Below are 17,479 nucleotides of genomic sequence, written 5' to 3' on the forward strand. Positions count from 1 at the left end.
CACCCTCGCAACACGAATGCTGAGAAACAAAAGTTACACCCTGGCAGGTATTTCTCGACGATGCCAATCAGTAAGTTGCTGATAAGCATGGGCAATACGTAGTACGGTTGTCTCTTCGAAAGGTCGACCCGCAATCTGTAGCCCAATCGGGAGTCCTTCAGAGTTGAAGCCGCAGGGACATGAGACCGTCGGTAAGCCAGTGAGATTAAATGGCATGGTTAGTCGTAGATACGCTGTCGTAGAGCTTTCTGTTACGCCATCAATCTCGATATCCGTCCCTGCCAGCTCACTACGTATGGCAGGAATCGGGAGCGTGGGAAGCACAAAGGCGTCTACGCGTTGCATGATGGTGCGCAGGCTACTGGCAAAGATACGGCGGTCGTTGAGGGCGTCGAGGTAATCAACGGCAGCTATCTGCTCTCCTTCGGCGAGACGTGTGCGTACAAGCTCGCTATAGAGCTCGCTACGCTGTGGATACCATTGCTTTTGTCTATGCGCCAGACTGGCTTCAGGCTTCTGGATGGTGCGATAGAGATCCATTGTTGGTCGCGGAAGCTCTACTTCAATAGTCTCGACGCCTTCTTCTTCAAGCACGCGCAGCGCTGTCTGCCATGCTCGCCGTACCTCTGGATCAAGAGGAGCCACAAATGATTCCTGTGGAATCCCGACTTTGAGTCCCTGCAACGAGAGTGGATCGCGTCCGCTTGTGCCGCTGTTGAGGGTTGTGGTGTTGCGATTGAGCGATGTTGGAGGGCCTGAGACGCTGTTGGGATCGCGTGGATCATATTTCGCAATGGCATCAAACATGATGGCACAGTCTTCGGCGCTGCGTCCCATTGGTCCAACGTGATCGAGCGACCAGCTAAGAGGAATAACACCATAGCAACTGACACGTCCATAGGTAGGCTTGAGTCCTGTCAGGCCACAGCAGGAGGATGGAATGCGAATCGATCCACCTGTGTCTGTGCCGATAGCTCCTGTAACCATTCCGGCCGCCACCGCCGCTGCTGATCCTCCACTGGAGCCGCCCGTGGTGCGTGTGAGATCCCAGGGATTACAGGTTGGTGGTGCGTAAGGTCCGTAAGCGAACTCAAACGTATTGGTCTTGCCTATGATGATCGCGCCGGCTTTGCGGAGCTGCTCGACAACCATGGCGTCTTCAGCTGAAATGTGGTCTGATAAGACCTTCGAACTGCCTGTTGTGCGTACTCCCTGGACAGCGATCAGATCTTTGATGGCGATCGGAATACCGTGTAGCTGGCTGCGATAGAGACCTGTGCGCAACTCTCGCTCAGCTTGTTCAGCGGCTTGCAAAGCCTCATCGCGCATAACTGTGATGAAAGCCTGGATCTCTCCATCCTGCTCATCGATGGATTCCAGAGTCTCCAGCACCAGTTCCGTCGGCGTGATCAGCCCCGAATGGATCTCCTCGGCTGCTTCACGTATGGACATGTAGGACATAAGCGAATATTCTCCTCGTCAAAATTAATCTCCAGCCCTCATTATATCCTAGATTTTGGACAGAGTACTGTGATTATGGATGAACGGTCCCATCTGGCATGGTTGCGCCTTTAAGCGTCTTGACTGAGCTTATTTGCGTCGAGGTCAGTCCGACCACATCGCGCAGATTGGCCCCTGCGAGATTGGCTCCCGTGATGTTCGTATTGTGCATATCGCAGGCGTGCAGATCGGCTTTTGCCAGGTTGGCGTGGGAGAGATTGGTAAATATCAGGATTGTATTGTTAAGCGTTGCTCCATGCAGATCAGCTCCACTCAAGTTGGCCCCGAGTAGATCGGTGTCCGCCAAGGTGATATTGGCCATCTGCCCCTGACTGATATCGACATCCTGCATGTTGAGGGAGACGCTATCATTGCTGATGAGCTTGGTCTGATACAAGAAACTCATCAATTGAGCTTTCCGCGTGGGATCTAAACCGCTCAGCGTCGCACGTGTGAGGGCATCTGCGGCGATCTTTGCCGGATCAGCAGCCGTATGTTTTTTCAAGAGTTGATTCTGGATCATAAAATCGCTGATGTTTTTCATATAGTTTTGTAGGCGGGTCTCTTGTTGCTGCTCATTGGATATGCGTAGCTGTGTAATTTGCTCCTGCTGGCTGATCAAGAGAGCATCTTGATGCCCCTGAATATTGGTCCAGAGAAATCCTGCCCCAATGATCATGATCAGTAGCAGGATCAGCATCCAATTTCCGAAGGAGTAGCGTGGTTGAAGTGGTGGGGGTGCTGAAAACTCCTCCTCGGGTTGATCTTCTTGCTGGCTCAGGGTTATCTCTTCCATGATGCTTTATCCTTTCATATGCCTGGAGCGCTGGGCGCCTGCTAAGGAGGCGATCATTGCACCACCCGATGATGGGTTCTTTCCCTCAATGTATATCATAACTTGATACGAAAAGAAAAGCGCCAATGTAGAAATCTGAATGGTCAGGGGTGATATTGCTAAAGTTGCCTCCACATGAATGTCATGATACTATTTAAAGTGAATTACTATGGATTTTTCTTATAATATGTGAGGTGGGGATTTGTACTTGAATGTGTTCTTCTTTCAATCTTTTCGTGTATACAGGATGTTCTCTATAAAATATTGGCAATTTGTTTTGTTCACGCAATTATTATGTTTTTTTATCTCCTGGTCTCATAAATGAGCTCTAGCGAATGCAATGTGTGGAAAGTTGGAATGGGTCTCTTTTGAGCATGGAGGGAATGCAACTTATGGAGCCAGGGGCAATGGTGGGACAGAGGTTAGGACACTATTATATTACTGGATTGATTGGTCGCGGAGGTATGGCAACGGTTTTTCTGGCCAGGGATACATATCTGAATCGTGAGGTGGCGCTGAAGGTATTCCGTCCCAGATCTGATGCCCAGGATTCCTTTTTGCGGCGCTTTGAACGTGAGGCACAGGTCGTTGCGCGCCTTGAACATCCCAACATTTTGTTGGTGTATGAGTATGGTCGCTACGAGGGAAAGGCGTATTTTGCCATGCCCTATCTCTCGTATGGATCGTTACGTAGTCGCCTACAAGCTCAGCGGAAACTGTCGGCACGCGCTGCGGTCGAATTGTTGGTCCCGATTCTGCGAGCTTTACAATATGCTCATGATCGAGGTTTGATTCATCGAGATATCAAGCCTGATAATCTCCTCTTCAAGGCTGATCATTCGCTGGTGCTCTCGGATTTTGGGCTGGTAAAGGTCTTGACCGACGAATATGATACGGCGGCGCTGGCTAGCTTTGTGACGCATACGACCAGTATCATGGGCACCCCACAATATATGTCTCCCGAACAGATCCAGGGCAGAGCTGTACCAGCGAGCGACATTTATAGCCTCGGTGTTGTGCTGTACGAATTGCTGACAGGCACGGTCCCTTTTGTGGCAGAGACAGCTATCCATGTGATGACGATGCATCTCTATGAGCATGCGCGCCCTTTACGCGATCTCAATCCGGCCATCTCGCAGGAATTAGAAGATGTGGTGCTGAAGTCGTTGGAGAAGGATGCTCATCGTCGCTATCAAAGTCCGCAGGATTTTTTACAGGCTCTCCTGGAGGTTGTACGCATTGATCCTGCCGTTGCCTCAAATGAGTTGCCAGGAGGACGTAGCATTGTTAGTCCAACGAGCAGGTTAGTGGCCGATCCACTGCTGCTCCCTGACGAGTTTGAGGAGACTCGTGCAGGAGGCAATTATGTCGTTGATAATCATAGTCTGGCTTCGTTGAATGTTCCTACACCAGCGCGTAAGCAGACACAGTTGAGCACATCGGTCTTACCAGCCACGATCGCTCGCTATGCAACCAGGAGACATCCCCAACAGCCATCGTCGGCATCGCGTTTTGTCTCGTTGGTGTTTCTGATCGGCTTACTCGCATTAGTTCCGCTTGGCATTCTCTGGAGCCTACCGATCTTGCTGCCAGTAACTGATCCTGCACGATCGATCTCTAGCCGCTGTCCTGCGACAGGTCAGGCACGTAGCGCGGTACTGACGCCACAAGTGGTTGATCCACAGACCGCACATCCAGCGGTTGTATATGTGAAGGAGACACGGGGTTCTGCTGGCTTTGCTGATGCTCTGGTGCGCTATGATGCTGTGACGGGGCAAGCCAGGACGCTTAAGATCTTGCCTGATGTCCGCGTTTCGTCGGCGCAGATCTCTCCCGATGGGCAGTGGATTGTGTTTGTAGCAAGCTCCGCGCAACAGAGCCAGCTCCAATTATTGCGTACTGACGGTTTATTGCTCCAGACATTATACTGTGCACCCACATCGAGCCGTACAGACCCATCGATCCAGGCTATTCATTGGTCGCCGTACAGCTATCGAGACTCTGCGCGACTTCTCTTTACTGCCACATCTGACACACAGATCTATCAGCTCTTTTTACATGATGGAACACTCCATCGTGAGCTCACTCTGCCTCCAGATAACCAGATCGTCGGCTGGCAAGACGCCCATCATATCTATCTGCGCAAAGACACCAAAAGTAGTGCCCTCTATCAGATAACAGTCTCAGACGAGAATACGACTGTCACAAGTGGCCTCCAGATAGTTGTACCTACTGGCAGTTCATCCTGTGATCTCTACGCAGTGAGAGCGCGAGCAGAAGTACCAGCAGTGACATATATTAGCCGCTGCACCGGCAGCGTTAGCATACTTGGTGCCGAACAACCCTTTTTTGTTGATCAGAGTATGGTCTTATCACAGCTCTGCCCGGCAGATGATATCCTCTTAGCTATATCTGATGCCGACCATCCAAACACCAACCTTCCTAATGGATTATGGTCCATCGACACCAAAAAGACGCTTCAGAGGCCAAAGCTGCTGGCACAAATTGACAGAAACCAGTACGACCCGATCCTTAATACATCCTCGCAGGACAGCTGGGCCAACGTCTCGCGCAATGGACGCTTCTATGCTCTCAAACTGCAACCTGTCAACGACACAGACAACACAATCCTTATGCTCGGATCAATGGTGGGTGGAACATCCAGGCAGATCGCCACCATGCCTGCAAATGCGCAAGTATCCCTTGTCGGCTGGATCACGTCGTAGCGTCTGACGTTACGGCATGCAAATTCGTGCGGGTGGCGTTTGTTTTGGGATGGTGGGGGCCATATATGTGTTCTCGGATGGTCAACGCTCGTTGATAAAGGGCTGCTGCCATTTGAGAGGTACCCTGTCCTGCATGGAGCTGGGCAAAACCATGCAACGTTCGGGCCAGATCTGGATGGTTCGGTGCCAACATTTGTTCTTGAATAGCCAATGCGCGTGCAAAGAGTAACTCAGCCTGCTCATACTCATGCCTTATCCAGTATAGCTTCGCCAAGCTCTCAAGGGTTCTGGCGGTCTCAGGATGCTGTGCTCCCAGGTGCTCTTCCTGGATCACTAATGCTTGCTGATAACAGGACTCCGCCTGTTCATATTTCCCTTGCTCGTAGTAAAGAAGTCCCAGATTATGTACAACTTCGGCGGTCTCAGGATGTTGTGCTCCTAATTGCTCTTCCAGGATGGTCAATGCTTGCTGACAATAAGGCTCCGCTCGTTCATATTCCCCTTGTTCATAATAAAGCAGGCTCAAGTTACTCATGGTCATTCCGGTCTCAGGATGCTGTACTCCTAACAACTCTTCACGCAGATGCAATGCTCGCTGATAATAATTTTCTGCTCGCTCATATTTCCCCTGCTTGGAGTACAGAAGTCCCAGGTTATTCAGGGTCCTGGCAGACTCAGGATGCCGTGCTTCTAAATACTCTTCCTGGATTACTAATGCTTGCTGATAATAGATTTCTGCCTGTTCGTACTTCCCCAGTCTGGAATAAAGAAAGCCCAGGTGATTCAGCGTCTCGGCTACATTGGGATGATGCATTCCCAACAGTTCCTCGCGTAGATGCAGTGCTCGTTGATAATAATTTTCTGCTTGTTCATATTTGCCCCGATAATAGTAAAGAATGCCCAGATTATGGAGAGTCTCGGCCATCTCCGTATGCTGTGCTTCTGGATGCTCTTCGCCAATATCCAATGCTCGCTGATAGAACGCTTCAACCTGTTCGTACTTCCCTTGTAACCAGTAAAGAATGCCCAGATTATTCAGGATCTTCGCTGTTTCAAGGTGATGTGCTCCCAGAAGCCCTTCACAAATACGTAGCGCTCGCTGATAAAATGTTTCGGCCAGGGAATAGGAGGCGTGAATGCGTAGATAGGTTCCAGCTCGATCCAGTAGATCTACGGCCTCAGAAAGCTGGAGCTCATGCCGTTCAATGAGCATGCTGCAAGCTTGTACTTGCTCAAGATAGCGCAGACACTGTGGCCAGGAACTGATAGCTTCTCCTGGCTGAAGAGGAAATAGGTGGTTGACAGCACGTACCAGACGTTCTGCCCACTGGCGTTGTTCCTCAGGTATAATTCTTTCTAGCTGGACGACTTGTACGAGACGATGGAGACTGAGTAAATGGTCTTCTGTCAGGCGCTTGACCAGGGAAAATTTAAGCAGGGCTTCAATCATCTGATTAAACGCGAACGGGTTTCCGACCGCTTGTTGGAGTAATGCCGGCCAGTATGGAGCTCCTTCACTTAAGAGTTCTTCAGGAATATGATCGGGGGATACAAACGCACACAATTGCAACAATTGGGCGGCGGCCGGATTGGCTTGTTCAACTTTTTGAAAGGTGAGCGACCAGGTTGTGGCGACTGATGCCGCATAGTTGGTGGATTGCGCACCACGTCTGGCCAGCAAAACACTACAGTGTGTTTGATAAAGGCGGAGATATGTACGAAATGTGCATCCAGTTTCTTCGATATACGCGCCAGCTTGTTCAAGGGCAAGCGGGAAATGATCGAGGGATGTTACCAGATCTCCCATTGCATTAACCTCATCATCGGGCAGTTCTTGCAAGCGTCGAGCTCGACGCAGAAGCAAGGTTGATCCTTCCGTGAAGCCCATCTTTTCCACTTCGATGGCTACAGCCAACGAGCCAACGGCATGCGCTCGCGTGGTAAACAGAAGGTTGCCATTTCCATAACGAGGTAGATAGTGCTGGATCGAGGAAAGTTCATCGGCGTTGTCAAAGATTAAGAGCCAACGCTGTGAGCAATTCTCCAGCCACAACTTGATCGCGTCTACAAGCTTCTGCAGATCCGTCTCATTGGTCGCTGAATATGCAGGGAGCAGAGTGGCCAGCGAGATAAAACTCTTCAAGATGGCTTCCTCGCTCGTCGCATTGATCCAGAAAATATGTGCATATGTGCCCTGCTCATGCATACGATAGGCATATTCGACGGCAAGCTGTGTCTTGCCAATTCCTCCCAGCCCGGTCAGCGCCAATGGTTGAGTCAACGTGGTCCTGTGCGCCATAGTGATCGTTTCCAGTGTCGCCGTCATGAAATGTTTATCAAGGTGACAAAAAAGGTCATCACGCCCGGTAAAAAAGGGATTGCGCAGATAAGGAACCGTCCAGAGTGAAGAAGGATCTGTTGGCATAGGCATGATTTCCCTCTCGTTTGCGACCTCAAACCGGGAGGAAGTTGCAGGCAGTTCCTGAACTTTTTGTAGCCCTAACATTTCTTCACTCTTGCCAAAGAGAGCTGTCAGCTTCAAACGAAAGTAGGGACTTGGAACAGTTATCTGACGTTCCCATCGTTTCACCGTGATAACTGTCGCTCCAACGCGCTCTGCCAGCTCGCGTTGGGACCAATGACGTTGTAATCGTGCGGAGCGTAAAGGGTGATTGTTCCTATGCTTGTTTGATAACGGCATCAAAAACATCCTTTTCTCAATGGTATGTTCAAAAGAAAGTTATTGTTTGATCGTCTGGATCACAACAGCCGTGTGCGACAATTTACCACCAGGCGAGCAGTAGCGATCTGATTCTATCATACTCATTAATAGCTTATGATTAATGCACATCAGACAAATCTAAATGGAGAGGTACAACATCGACAAGATGATACCTTCCACAAAAATGATACCCGAAAATGATACCAAATGATCTTTTTTCTTTTCTCGATACTGGGGTAAGCTCTTACTGGTAAACCTGAAATACCTGTAAACCTAAAATACCTGTCAAGGAGATTTATATATGAGCGATGATTTTGCTCCTGGTAGTTCTTTCGATGCAAAAACGGTCAACGATAATAATAAACTGGTTATTGAGGAGTTCCGTGCTAATGGTGGCAAACTTGGTGGTCCATTTGAGGGCCATAATGCGCTCTTGCTGCACACCCGTGGGGCCAAGAGTAATCAGCCGCGCGTCAATCCCCTGGGATATCTGAAAGATGGTGACAACTTCGTGATTGTAGCCTCCAAAGGTGGTGAACCAACCAATCCTGATTGGTACTACAATATCAAAGCGCATCCAGAAGTCTCGATTGAGGTGGGCACCGAGACGATCAACGTCCGTGCGACGATTCCAGAGCGCGAGGAACGTGATCGTCTCTTTGCCAACGCTGTGCAGGAAGAGCCTGGTTTTGGTCTCTATCAACAAAACACTTCTCGTATTCTCCCGGTAGTTGTTTTAACAAGAATCTAAGCACATAGAAAAGTAATCAGGATACTTATACCTCGGCGCGTGTGCGCTGTTGTTGCCACATGCGCCAATAGAGTCCTTCGGCTTCCAGAAGGGCGGTGTGGGTGCCACGTTCGACGATCTGGCCTTCTTGTAGGAACAAGATTTCGTCGGCCATCTCCATCTCGATGAGTCGATGCGTGACCATAAAGGTAGTGCGCTGCTGACGTAACGTATTGATTGCCTCCAGGATAGCTCGTTCGGTGATAGCATCCAGGTTGACGGTCGGCTCATCCAGGATGAGGATGGGAGCATCTTTGAGGAAGGCGCGGGCGATAGCAACACGCTGGCGTTCGCCTCCGCTCAGGCGCAGACCTTGCTCGCCGACCTGTGTATCATAGCCACGAGGCAGCGTCAGGATGAAGTCATGCAACTGAGCCTGTCTGGACGCTTCAATCATCTGCTCTTCCGTGACGTTTGAGCGTGCGATCATGAGGTTGTCACGTATCGAGGTGTTAAAAAGGTGCGTGTCCTGCTCAACGACGCTCACAAGTTTGTAGAGATCATCCAACTGGTACTCTGGCAGTGGATGGCCACCAAGCTCAATCTTCCCCTCGTGATAGTCCCAGAAGCGCAACAACAGATGGGCGAGCGTTGATTTTCCCGATCCGCTTGGTCCAACGACGATCAGACATTTACCCTGCTGCACGGTGAAGTTGATATCGTGCAGGACATACGGCTCGCTTGCGTCATAGCGGAAGTTCAGGTGTTCAGCCTGGATTGTCTGGTTCTCAGCGCCTGGCGATGGTGCCGTCGGATTAATGACCGCCGGTTTGGCATCTACGATCTCAAAGAGACGCCGTGCTGCTTCCAGGCTGCCTCCTAACTGCTGAAATGAGCCTGCAAGCGGCATGACTCCTTCGAAGCTGGCGAGCGCTCCCATGACCAGGACGGCTAGCAGGACGCCGCTGAGCTGTCCACGATAGACGTATGGGATGGCGGTGAAGAGCATTACCCACGCCGATAGATTGATCAGCAGATTGGTCAATGTTCCCTGCATCCCGCTGATATAGGCGTTGGTCATCTGTAACTTGCGCAGGCGCTTGTTCAGATCCTGGATATGCCGGGCTTCGTGTTCCTCCTGACCAAAGGCGATCAGGTCGGCGATACCCTGGACGCTGTCTACGAGATGTGTCTCCAGATCGGCTTGTGTGCTGACCAGTTCACGGTTCACGCGTTGGCCTAGTAAATGTGCTAAGGTGGGAATCACGATGCTGGTAATGAGGTAGAAGGCGATGAAGATCAGTCCAAAGATTGCGCCAAAGAAACCAAAGAAGATCCACATGACGATGCCGATGATGACTGCAACCAGTGGCGGAGCCAGAATACGCAGATAAAAGTTCTGGAGCGTATCGATATCTGACACCGCACGTCGGAGGATATCGCCACTGCGTAGCTCATGTGCCTGACCTTCTCTTTGTTCGAGCAGGCGTGCAGGAATCAAGGGCTCCAGCGCTGTATAAAACCAGACACGCAGCTTGGCGAGCAGGCCAAATGTGGCTTTGTGCGAGACGAGGCGCTCCAGATAGCGGAAGATGCCTCGGGAAATGCCGAAGAAGCGTACTCCCACAATTGCTACCTGAAGCAGGGCGACCGATGGATGTAGTGCCGCTTCCGAGATCAGATAGCCAGAAGTGGTTAGCAATCCGATGCCACTCATGACAGTAAAGCTACCGAGCAGAGCCGCAAGAAGCATCCAATTCCTGATAGGCCACGCCAGTTGGATCAGGCGTTTCAACGTGCTATTCATACTGTTGCCTCCTCTGCTTCATACGCTTTGATGAGTTCTTGATAGAGCGGCGATCGAGCCAGTAATTCCTGATGCGTTCCACTATCCGCGACCTGTCCATCATTGAGAACCACAATACGATCCGCGCTACTGATAGTATTTAGTCTATGGGCAATTATCAAGATAAAATGCTCTGCGGCGATCTGATCAATGGTCTTTAAGATCTGCGTTTCGCTCTCGCCATCGAGCGTCGAGGTTGCCTCGTCCAGTAAGAAGAGAGGGCTGTTTTTAAGGAGCGCACGCGCCAGACTTAAGCGTTGCAGCTGTCCACCACTCAGACGCGTTCCGCGCTCGCCAATCGATGTCTCATAGCCCTGTGGTAGGGCCTGTATAACCTCGTCGAGATGTGCCTGTCTGGCGGCCGCTATGACCTCTTCCATGCTGGCATCAGGCTTCCCCAGACGAATGTTTTCAGCCACCGTCGTGTTGAAGAGATAGGGACGCTGGGGCTGCCAGGCAACCTGTGTTCGCCATGATTGTGCCGAGAAATTTCTAATATCGGTACCGTCGGCAGAGATTGTTCCTTGCTCTGTCTCAATGAAGCGCAGTAGCAGACTGGCAAGCGTGCTCTTACCTGCGCCACTCTTGCCCACCAGGGCGACTTTTTGTCCGCGCTCGATGCAGAATGAGATACCTTTGAGCGCCTCATGCGGGCTTTCATCTTTGTCTGTGCCTGGATAGGCGTAGTGGATGTCTGTCAGTGTCAGCGTGTGCTCTAGTGAAGCGTCTGTGGCTGTCTCGTTCGTTGATGGTATCTGCGCTGGCGTTTCGAGGATATCGAAGATGCGTTGCGCACCTGCCGCGCTGTTCATGCTGGCATGGAACTGTGTCCCCAGATTGCGCAATGGCTGGTAGAATTCAGGTGTCAGGAGCAGTACAAAGAAAGCTGGCTCAAATGGGATGCTTCCGTAGACGAGTCGCAATCCAATTTCAACGGCAATGATGGCGTTGCTGATCGTTGATCCCAGCTCCATCACGAACGAGGATAGAAATGCAACGCGTAGCACTCCCATCGTGGTCGCGCCGTAGCGCTCGCTGACACGCTGGATCGTCTGTTGTTGCAGCTTGTTGCGACCGAAGAGCTTGAGCGTCGTCATCCCCTGCAACACATCGAGGAAGTGTGCGCTGAGCAGACTCATCTGCTGCCAGCGCTTTGCCGTGATGGCGTTGGCCTGGAGTCCGATCAGGATCATAAAGACGGGCAACACGGGCCAGGTCACAAGCAGAACCACTCCTGAAAGTGGATCGGTGCGGAAGACCACGATTAAAATTGTGAGTGGGATAATTACGGTTGCACATACTTGTGGAAAAAAGAGATTGAAATAAGCATCCAGAGCCTCTACAGCTTCTGTTGTTGTATTGGCGATCTCTCCACTGCGCTCGCCGCGCACATACATCGGTCCCAGCTTGAGAATATGTTTGAAGAGGCGCAAACGCAGATCACTCTTGACCGTTCCCGCCACAAAATTCGTTGCGATCTCGTTGCACCACACAATCAGAGCGCGACCGACCAGGACTCCCAGGAGAATGAGCAGGGCCAGCGACAGTTGCGCCAATGAGCGCCTGTTGAGAAATGAGTCGTTAATAATCTGGGCAATGTAATGAGATTGTAGTACGAGTGCGATCGCCGTAAAAAAACTGAGTAGCCCCACAATTACTATATAGATACGCATCGTCTTGACGTATTGAAGTAGACGTTTATTTATATTCATGACACCGTTCCTGATTGCGTCGACAAACTATCGGACCATGTACACTGTAGCGTCGCACGCTCGCGTGCGATGTCCCACTCGACGTACGATCAGGCAGGCCAGTGTGGCGCGCCGAGCTCCAACTGTCTCGTACGAGTCACTGGGACATCGCACGCGAGCGTGCGACGCTACAAGGTCTTCGCTGCGCTCGACCTCTTTTTGCTTGCCTTATAGTATTGTAGCACCATCAGTTCTTGAGGCAACCCCGTAGCGTCGGCGAGCTTCGGTTTTAATAATGTCCGATGTGATTGGGCTGGATGCGTTGTCGGAATATATAATAGTTCCAGGCTTGATACAGTAGGACGATCGGTACAATTGTCAGACCGATCCAGCTCAAGACGGTGAGCGTGTAGGGGCTGGACGATGCGTTATAGATGGTCAGATTCCAGGCCGGATTGAGGCTTGAGACCATGACATTCGGGACAGAGCCCAGTCCAATGATGACTCCAGATAGGACGATGATTACCGATGTCATGGTGAAGGCCCAACCACTATGATGACGCCTTACAAGCAAGGGGATTGAGACCAGTGCTGCCAGCAGGGCATAACCAAACGGTAACAATCGGACATTCAGAATGAGTTGCTGAAAGACGCTTGAACTACTATATCCAAAGCCGACGAGCGCCACGAGTAGGATGACGACTGGTAACCAGAGGCGTTTGGCGGCTCTTTCTGCGCGCTCTAGCAGTGTTCCTTCCAGACGAAGAGTCAGGAAGATAGCTCCATGTAGGGCGAATAGAGCGACCACCGTCAGGCCACACAGCAGGGCAAAGGGATTAAATGGTGTCAGGAGCGTGCCGACATATTTCATCTTCGCGTCGACCGGCACTCCATGGATCAGATTCGCGATAACCACTCCCCAGAGAAAACCTGGCAGGAGGCTACCGACAAAGAATAATGTGTCCCAGATGCCTTTCCAGCGCAGTCCTATAAGCAGGCTGCGGAACTCGATGGAGACTCCACGGACGATGAGAGCTAATAATATCAGGAACATCTCTAAATAGAAACCACTGAATAATGTTGCATACCAATCTGGAAAAGCGGCAAACATTGCGCCGCCAGCAGTAATGATCCAGACCTCATTGCCATCCCAAAACGGGCCGATCGCGTTGATAACCATGCGACGCTCGTTGTTGTCCCTCCCCAGAAATGGAGAGAGGATACCAACGCCATAGTCGAAGCCTTCTAGCACGAAGAAACCTGTGAAGAGGATGACAATTAAAGTGCCCCATAATATGTGTAAATTCATAAATCCCTCTTCCGCCGACGGAGCTCTATGAGAGCTCCGCTAATATACAGCTACTAACTCCTCTTCCTTACTCTCGAGGTGTTCCTCAACGGCCTCGGCTCCCAGACGACCGAACTTGAAGAGCAGGAATGCATCGACAACTGCCAGTATCCCGTAGACAACGATGAAGGTGATCAGCGAGATCAAGATCATGATTGGACTTACCGATGTTGATACGCCCGCAGAAGTCTTTAATAATCCGGTCACGAGCCACGGCTGCCGACCAATCTCCGCCAGCACCCAGCCAGCCGTATTGGCGATATATGGCAAGGCAATCGATCCAACCAGTAACCAGAGAAACCATCTCTTTTCCTCAAGACGCTTTTTCCACAAGAGGTAGATGCCTCCCAGTGCAATCAACGCCAGCAGCGTACCCGTAGCAAACATGAAGCGGAAGCTCCAGTAGGTCACGAAGACCGGCGGGATGTAGTTGCCAGGACCATATTCCCTGACGTACTGAGCCTGCAAGTCTTTGATGCCTTCGACCTTCCCTGTTAAGGTGTCGTTAGACAGGAAGCTGAGCAGGTAGGGAACCTTGATGGCGACGACGTCTTTCATGTTTTGCTGATCGCCGATCGAGAACAGCGAGAACGAGGCAGGACTCTCCGTATCCCAGAGATCCTCAGCCGCCGCCATCTTCATCGGCTGTTGCGCCACCACATACTGACCACTCAAGTGTCCTGTGATCGCCGTAGCCATACTTCCCACCAGCGCGATGATCAGACCGATACGCATCGAGCGCTGAAAGAAATCATGATCCTTTGATTTCTTGAGGAAGTGATAGGCCGAGATACCGACGACGAAGAAGGCTCCAGTTGTAACTGCTCCAAAGAAGACGTGTGGGAACTGTGCCCATAGCATCGGATTCTTCAGGAGGGCAAAGAAGTCTGTCATCTCTGCGCGACCGTTGCGGATCACATAGCCGACCGGCTGTTGCATAAAGGCATTGGCGACCATAATCCAAAATGCCGACAGCGTTGAAGCGATCGCCACCAGCCAGATAGCTGTCAGGTGGAGTTTCCTGGAAAGCTTCTCCCATCCAAAGATCCATATTCCTAAGAATGTGGATTCTAGAAAGAAGGCTAATAAGGCTTCAATCGCTAGTGGAGCCCCAAAGACGTCGCCTACAAAGCGTGAATATTCTGACCAGTTCATACCGAACTGGAATTCTTGCACAATACCGGTCACCACTCCAAGTGAGAAGTTGATGATGAAAAGCTTACCCCAGAATTGGGCCATACGCTTATAGGTATCATTTCCGCTCCGCACATACATGCTTTCCATGATGGCGATCATGAGCGAAAGCCCCATTGTTAACGGAACAAAGAGGAAATGGTAGATAATCGTGCTACCAAATTGAATTCGTGAGAGTGTTAATGCATCCACAGATGCGCTCCTTAATAGAATGTGCCATCCAATAGTTGCTTCATTGCTTTTTCTTTTTCGTACAAGCATAGTATGCCACTCGCGGTCCCCAGCGGACATCAGATGTTTACCCGATTACTGACCTGATTATTGGAAGCGTTGAATCAGCACAATTAAGGTAGATGTCGCTCTTGTCCATAACAGCGATCAGCTATTGACCTATCCCAGGGGCTTTAGAGGAGTGTTTTAAAAATGTAATAATATCGAAAGATGTATATAACAGACATTTCGGGCTTGGATCAGCCAGCCATCCAGGCCGATCTATCACACCTTAGTGTATCTGATACAATAACCTTAGATGATCGTATCCTGCGGGTGATACCTTAGGGCGTCATCGCCCTTCCCTGAGGAGAGCCGGCCAGTCGATGCTGAGGAGATTATGATTGGGGAGAGGTGGTGGTGACGATCTGAGCGTCTGTAAGTTTGAGCAGGTCATCGACATTGAGTTGCAGGTTGATGCCACGCTGTCCTCCGCTGATGGCGATCTCTTGAAAGTTGGAGGCGCTTGCATCTAGATACATGTCGAAGGGACGGTTGAGCAGGGCGAGGGCCGAGATGCCGCCAACTTTGAGTCCAGTCAACTTTTCGGCCTGATCATGTCTGGCCATGCGGACGGCTTTGACTCCTATCTGTTGTGCGAGGTGTCGTAGGTCGAGCTCCCGATTGGCAGGGACCATGACGAGCAGCGGGTGGGCGTTGATCTGATCCTCACGGATCACGACGAGGGTTTTAAAGACCTGCGCAGCTGGCAGGCCGATCTGCGCGGCTACCTCTTCGGCGTTGTGGATCGTGTCAGGAAACTGATGGACGCTATACTGTATCTTCTGAGCGTCGAGGACGCGCATTGCCAGCGTGCGTATTTTCTTGGCCATGCGAGTTTCCCTCCTTTACGTGCGCAATCTCTGTTTCCATGCTGATAGTATATCTCATGATCAAAGTTATGTGAAATTCGTGCACAAAGTGTTACTTTATTTTCATTTTATGAGTATCATATGAGTATGTTTTATATCCTGAAGAGGTCGCTGATTTTATGGACAAGACTTTTGAGACATCATCATCTTCGTTTTTGGATGCTGATACAACTCGAGCATGCTTACTTCAGGCCATGATAGAAAATATGCGGGCATGGGTTATACATGCCATTCTCCTTAGTGGAGGAGATGTGCAGTATCGTGACGATGTTGTCTGGGCTTATTCGCCACGCTTGCATTATGATGGGCTGATCCTCTTTCCTCGGTTTGACGCCTCGTCTGCCGATGAGCGTATTGAGTCGATGCTGGCATATTATCGTCAACATCAGCCCTTCAAGGATGTGCTCTGCTGGTCGCTTTATCCGCCGGAGCCGCTCGATCTGGAGAGCCGCTTGCTGGCGCGTGGCTTTGAGTCGAATTGGCTTCCCCACTGGATGTGGCTGGATTTTCGTTCCCTGGCTGCTTCTTTTCCAGTCTTGCCTTCTGTCACATTGGAGATCCTTACTGAGCTTCCGAGCTATCCCGTGACTGATCTACCTTATTATGATCAGCAAACAGTTAATACCAGCCCACGCCATCAGGACACGTCTACTTGTCTGGTGCGCTATGTTGTGGCCTGGTTGGATGGCAAGTTGGTCGGACATTGTGCTCTCAATCTGACACTGGGACCCCTGGGTGTCGCCGGTATCTTTGATGTTGGGGTTGTCCCGGAGGCACGCAATCAGGGGATTGGAAAAGCTCTGACGTTTACAGCCTGTCATTTTGCTCGGCAAATGGGATGTCATCACGCAGTTCTCAATGCGACCTCTCTGGGAGAGCCGACCTATCGGCGTCTCGGCTTTCGCTCAGCCGGCTATGGGCGCACCTGGATTCTCCGTGTCAATACCTTGATGGCACCTGAGCCTGCTCCTATTCTGCTGACCCACGCTGAAGCGGTTGGACGTGGCGATATTTCGCTCCTGACCACGTTGAGCGCACAGTCTCATGCTCATGTCTTGAACGAACGTCTGCCGAGTGGCCTTTCATTATTGCAGATCGCCGTACAATGTCGACAGCCTGCGACCGCTGAATGGCTTTTTCAGCATGGAGCCGACCTCGATGTGCTTTCGGCCTGGGATCTTGGTTGGAAAGAACGCGTTCATGCTCTCCTTCAGACCGCTCCTGAGCAGGCGAATGTGCGTCTGGGGATCATGCAGCTTACTCCCTTGCATGTCGCGGTTGAGCGCAACGATGATGAACTAGCCCAACTCCTTTTGTCCGCGCATCCAGACCTGAGTCTGGTCGACGCACGATTTCAATCAACTGCCCTGGGATGGGCACAACATCTTCAGCATCACGAAATCGCGGACCTGATCAGAAAGACGATGGATATGTAAATCGTAAGAGAAGCCAGAATGCGGAATTTTCATACTCCGCCAGGTGCAGGCTCTAGTCCATTAGTCATTATTGCTGGCTTTGTAAGCGTAATCGTGCTAGCCTTGGCAAAAATCCAATTTCATGGTTCCTTGAGTCTCAGTAAAAAAAAGAGAATAGAATACTGAATGAATTAGATGATTTTGCACTAGGCATTTGTATCACGTCTCTGATAAAATTTCTTATAACGAACATACCGTTTTTTGCAAAAACGGTTGTTATTATGATACCGCAGTCTGCCCTCCGCATCTAAAGAGATGCAAACTATGGAG

General features: G+C 50.7%; 11 protein-coding genes. 3 read left to right on the plus strand and 8 right to left on the minus strand.

What is annotated here, in order from left to right:
- Positions 1-33: 33 nt before the first annotated feature.
- Positions 34-1,461 (minus strand): amidase, encoded by a 1,428-nt coding sequence (locus tag AC27N8_RS23820; RefSeq protein ID WP_487070040.1) that lies wholly within the window; start codon positions 1,459-1,461, stop codon positions 34-36.
- Positions 1,462-1,534: 73 nt separating this feature from the next.
- Positions 1,535-2,296 (minus strand): pentapeptide repeat-containing protein, encoded by a 762-nt coding sequence (locus AC27N8_RS23825; RefSeq protein WP_487070042.1) that lies wholly within the window; start codon positions 2,294-2,296, stop codon positions 1,535-1,537.
- A gap of 431 nt (positions 2,297-2,727) precedes the next feature.
- On the opposite strand from AC27N8_RS23825, the gene AC27N8_RS23830 reads away from it, so the two are divergent.
- Positions 2,728-5,061: a protein kinase domain-containing protein gene (locus AC27N8_RS23830; RefSeq protein ID WP_487070044.1), complete on the plus strand. Its 2,334-nt coding sequence runs from the start codon at positions 2,728-2,730 to the stop codon at positions 5,059-5,061.
- On the opposite strand, the gene AC27N8_RS23835 is transcribed toward AC27N8_RS23830, so the two are convergent.
- Positions 5,051-7,762 carry a tetratricopeptide repeat protein gene (locus AC27N8_RS23835; RefSeq protein WP_487070046.1) on the minus strand — a complete coding sequence of 904 codons (2,712 nt, stop codon included), beginning with the start codon at positions 7,760-7,762 and terminating at the stop codon, positions 5,051-5,053. The genes AC27N8_RS23830 and AC27N8_RS23835 overlap by 11 nt on opposite strands.
- Positions 7,763-8,084: 322 nt before the next feature.
- Between AC27N8_RS23835 and AC27N8_RS23840 the strand changes: the two genes are divergently transcribed.
- Positions 8,085-8,534, plus strand: coding sequence for a nitroreductase family deazaflavin-dependent oxidoreductase (locus AC27N8_RS23840; RefSeq protein ID WP_487070048.1), 450 nt, complete (start codon positions 8,085-8,087; stop codon positions 8,532-8,534).
- A gap of 25 nt (positions 8,535-8,559) precedes the next feature.
- On the opposite strand, the gene cydC is transcribed toward AC27N8_RS23840, so the two are convergent.
- The 5 genes from cydC to AC27N8_RS23865 all read right to left on the minus strand — a co-directional run bounded on the left by cydC (position 8,560) and on the right by AC27N8_RS23865 (position 15,695).
- On the minus strand, positions 8,560-10,320 hold the full coding sequence (gene cydC / locus AC27N8_RS23845) for a thiol reductant ABC exporter subunit CydC (RefSeq protein WP_487070050.1): 1,761 nt from the start codon (positions 10,318-10,320) through the stop codon (positions 8,560-8,562).
- On the minus strand, positions 10,317-12,071 hold the full coding sequence (gene cydD, locus AC27N8_RS23850) for a thiol reductant ABC exporter subunit CydD (RefSeq protein WP_487070052.1): 1,755 nt from the start codon (positions 12,069-12,071) through the stop codon (positions 10,317-10,319). Before cydD ends, cydC begins: the two co-directional genes overlap by 4 nt.
- Before the next feature lie 268 nt (positions 12,072-12,339).
- Entirely contained in the window at positions 12,340-13,359 is a 1,020-nt protein-coding gene (gene cydB / locus AC27N8_RS23855; protein WP_487070054.1) for a cytochrome d ubiquinol oxidase subunit II, read from the minus strand.
- Between the two features lie 39 nt (positions 13,360-13,398).
- Entirely contained in the window at positions 13,399-14,784 is a 1,386-nt protein-coding gene (locus AC27N8_RS23860; protein ID WP_487070056.1) for a cytochrome ubiquinol oxidase subunit I, read from the minus strand.
- 416 nt (positions 14,785-15,200) lie between these two features.
- Positions 15,201-15,695: a YbaK/EbsC family protein gene (locus AC27N8_RS23865; RefSeq protein ID WP_487070058.1), complete on the minus strand. Its 495-nt coding sequence runs from the start codon at positions 15,693-15,695 to the stop codon at positions 15,201-15,203.
- A 158-nt stretch (positions 15,696-15,853) separates the two neighbouring features.
- Here AC27N8_RS23865 and AC27N8_RS23870 point away from each other — a divergent pair, with 158 nt between their 5' ends.
- On the plus strand, positions 15,854-17,170 hold the full coding sequence (locus tag AC27N8_RS23870; protein WP_487070060.1) for a GNAT family N-acetyltransferase: 1,317 nt from the start codon (positions 15,854-15,856) through the stop codon (positions 17,168-17,170).
- The last annotated feature ends 309 nt before the right edge of the window (positions 17,171-17,479 follow it).

The sequence above is a fragment of the Dictyobacter sp. Z7_2 genome, from assembly GCF_057551105.1.

Bases quoted from the DNA above. Each gene is read 5' to 3' on its own strand.
- AC27N8_RS23820 (WP_487070040.1), bottom strand. From the start codon at position 1,461: ATGTCCTACATGTCCATACGTGAAGCAGCCGAGGAGATCCATTCGGGG.
- AC27N8_RS23825 (WP_487070042.1), bottom strand. From the start codon at position 2,296: ATGGAAGAGATAACCCTGAGCCAGCAAGAAGATCAACCCGAGGAGGAG.
- AC27N8_RS23830 (WP_487070044.1), top strand. From the start codon at position 2,728: ATGGAGCCAGGGGCAATGGTGGGACAGAGGTTAGGACACTATTATATT.
- AC27N8_RS23835 (WP_487070046.1), bottom strand. From the start codon at position 7,762: ATGCCGTTATCAAACAAGCATAGGAACAATCACCCTTTACGCTCCGCA.
- AC27N8_RS23840 (WP_487070048.1), top strand. From the start codon at position 8,085: ATGAGCGATGATTTTGCTCCTGGTAGTTCTTTCGATGCAAAAACGGTC.
- cydC (WP_487070050.1), bottom strand. From the start codon at position 10,320: ATGAATAGCACGTTGAAACGCCTGATCCAACTGGCGTGGCCTATCAGG.
- cydD (WP_487070052.1), bottom strand. From the start codon at position 12,071: ATGAATATAAATAAACGTCTACTTCAATACGTCAAGACGATGCGTATC.
- cydB (WP_487070054.1), bottom strand. From the start codon at position 13,359: ATGAATTTACACATATTATGGGGCACTTTAATTGTCATCCTCTTCACA.
- AC27N8_RS23865 (WP_487070058.1), bottom strand. From the start codon at position 15,695: ATGGCCAAGAAAATACGCACGCTGGCAATGCGCGTCCTCGACGCTCAG.
- AC27N8_RS23870 (WP_487070060.1), top strand. From the start codon at position 15,854: ATGGACAAGACTTTTGAGACATCATCATCTTCGTTTTTGGATGCTGAT.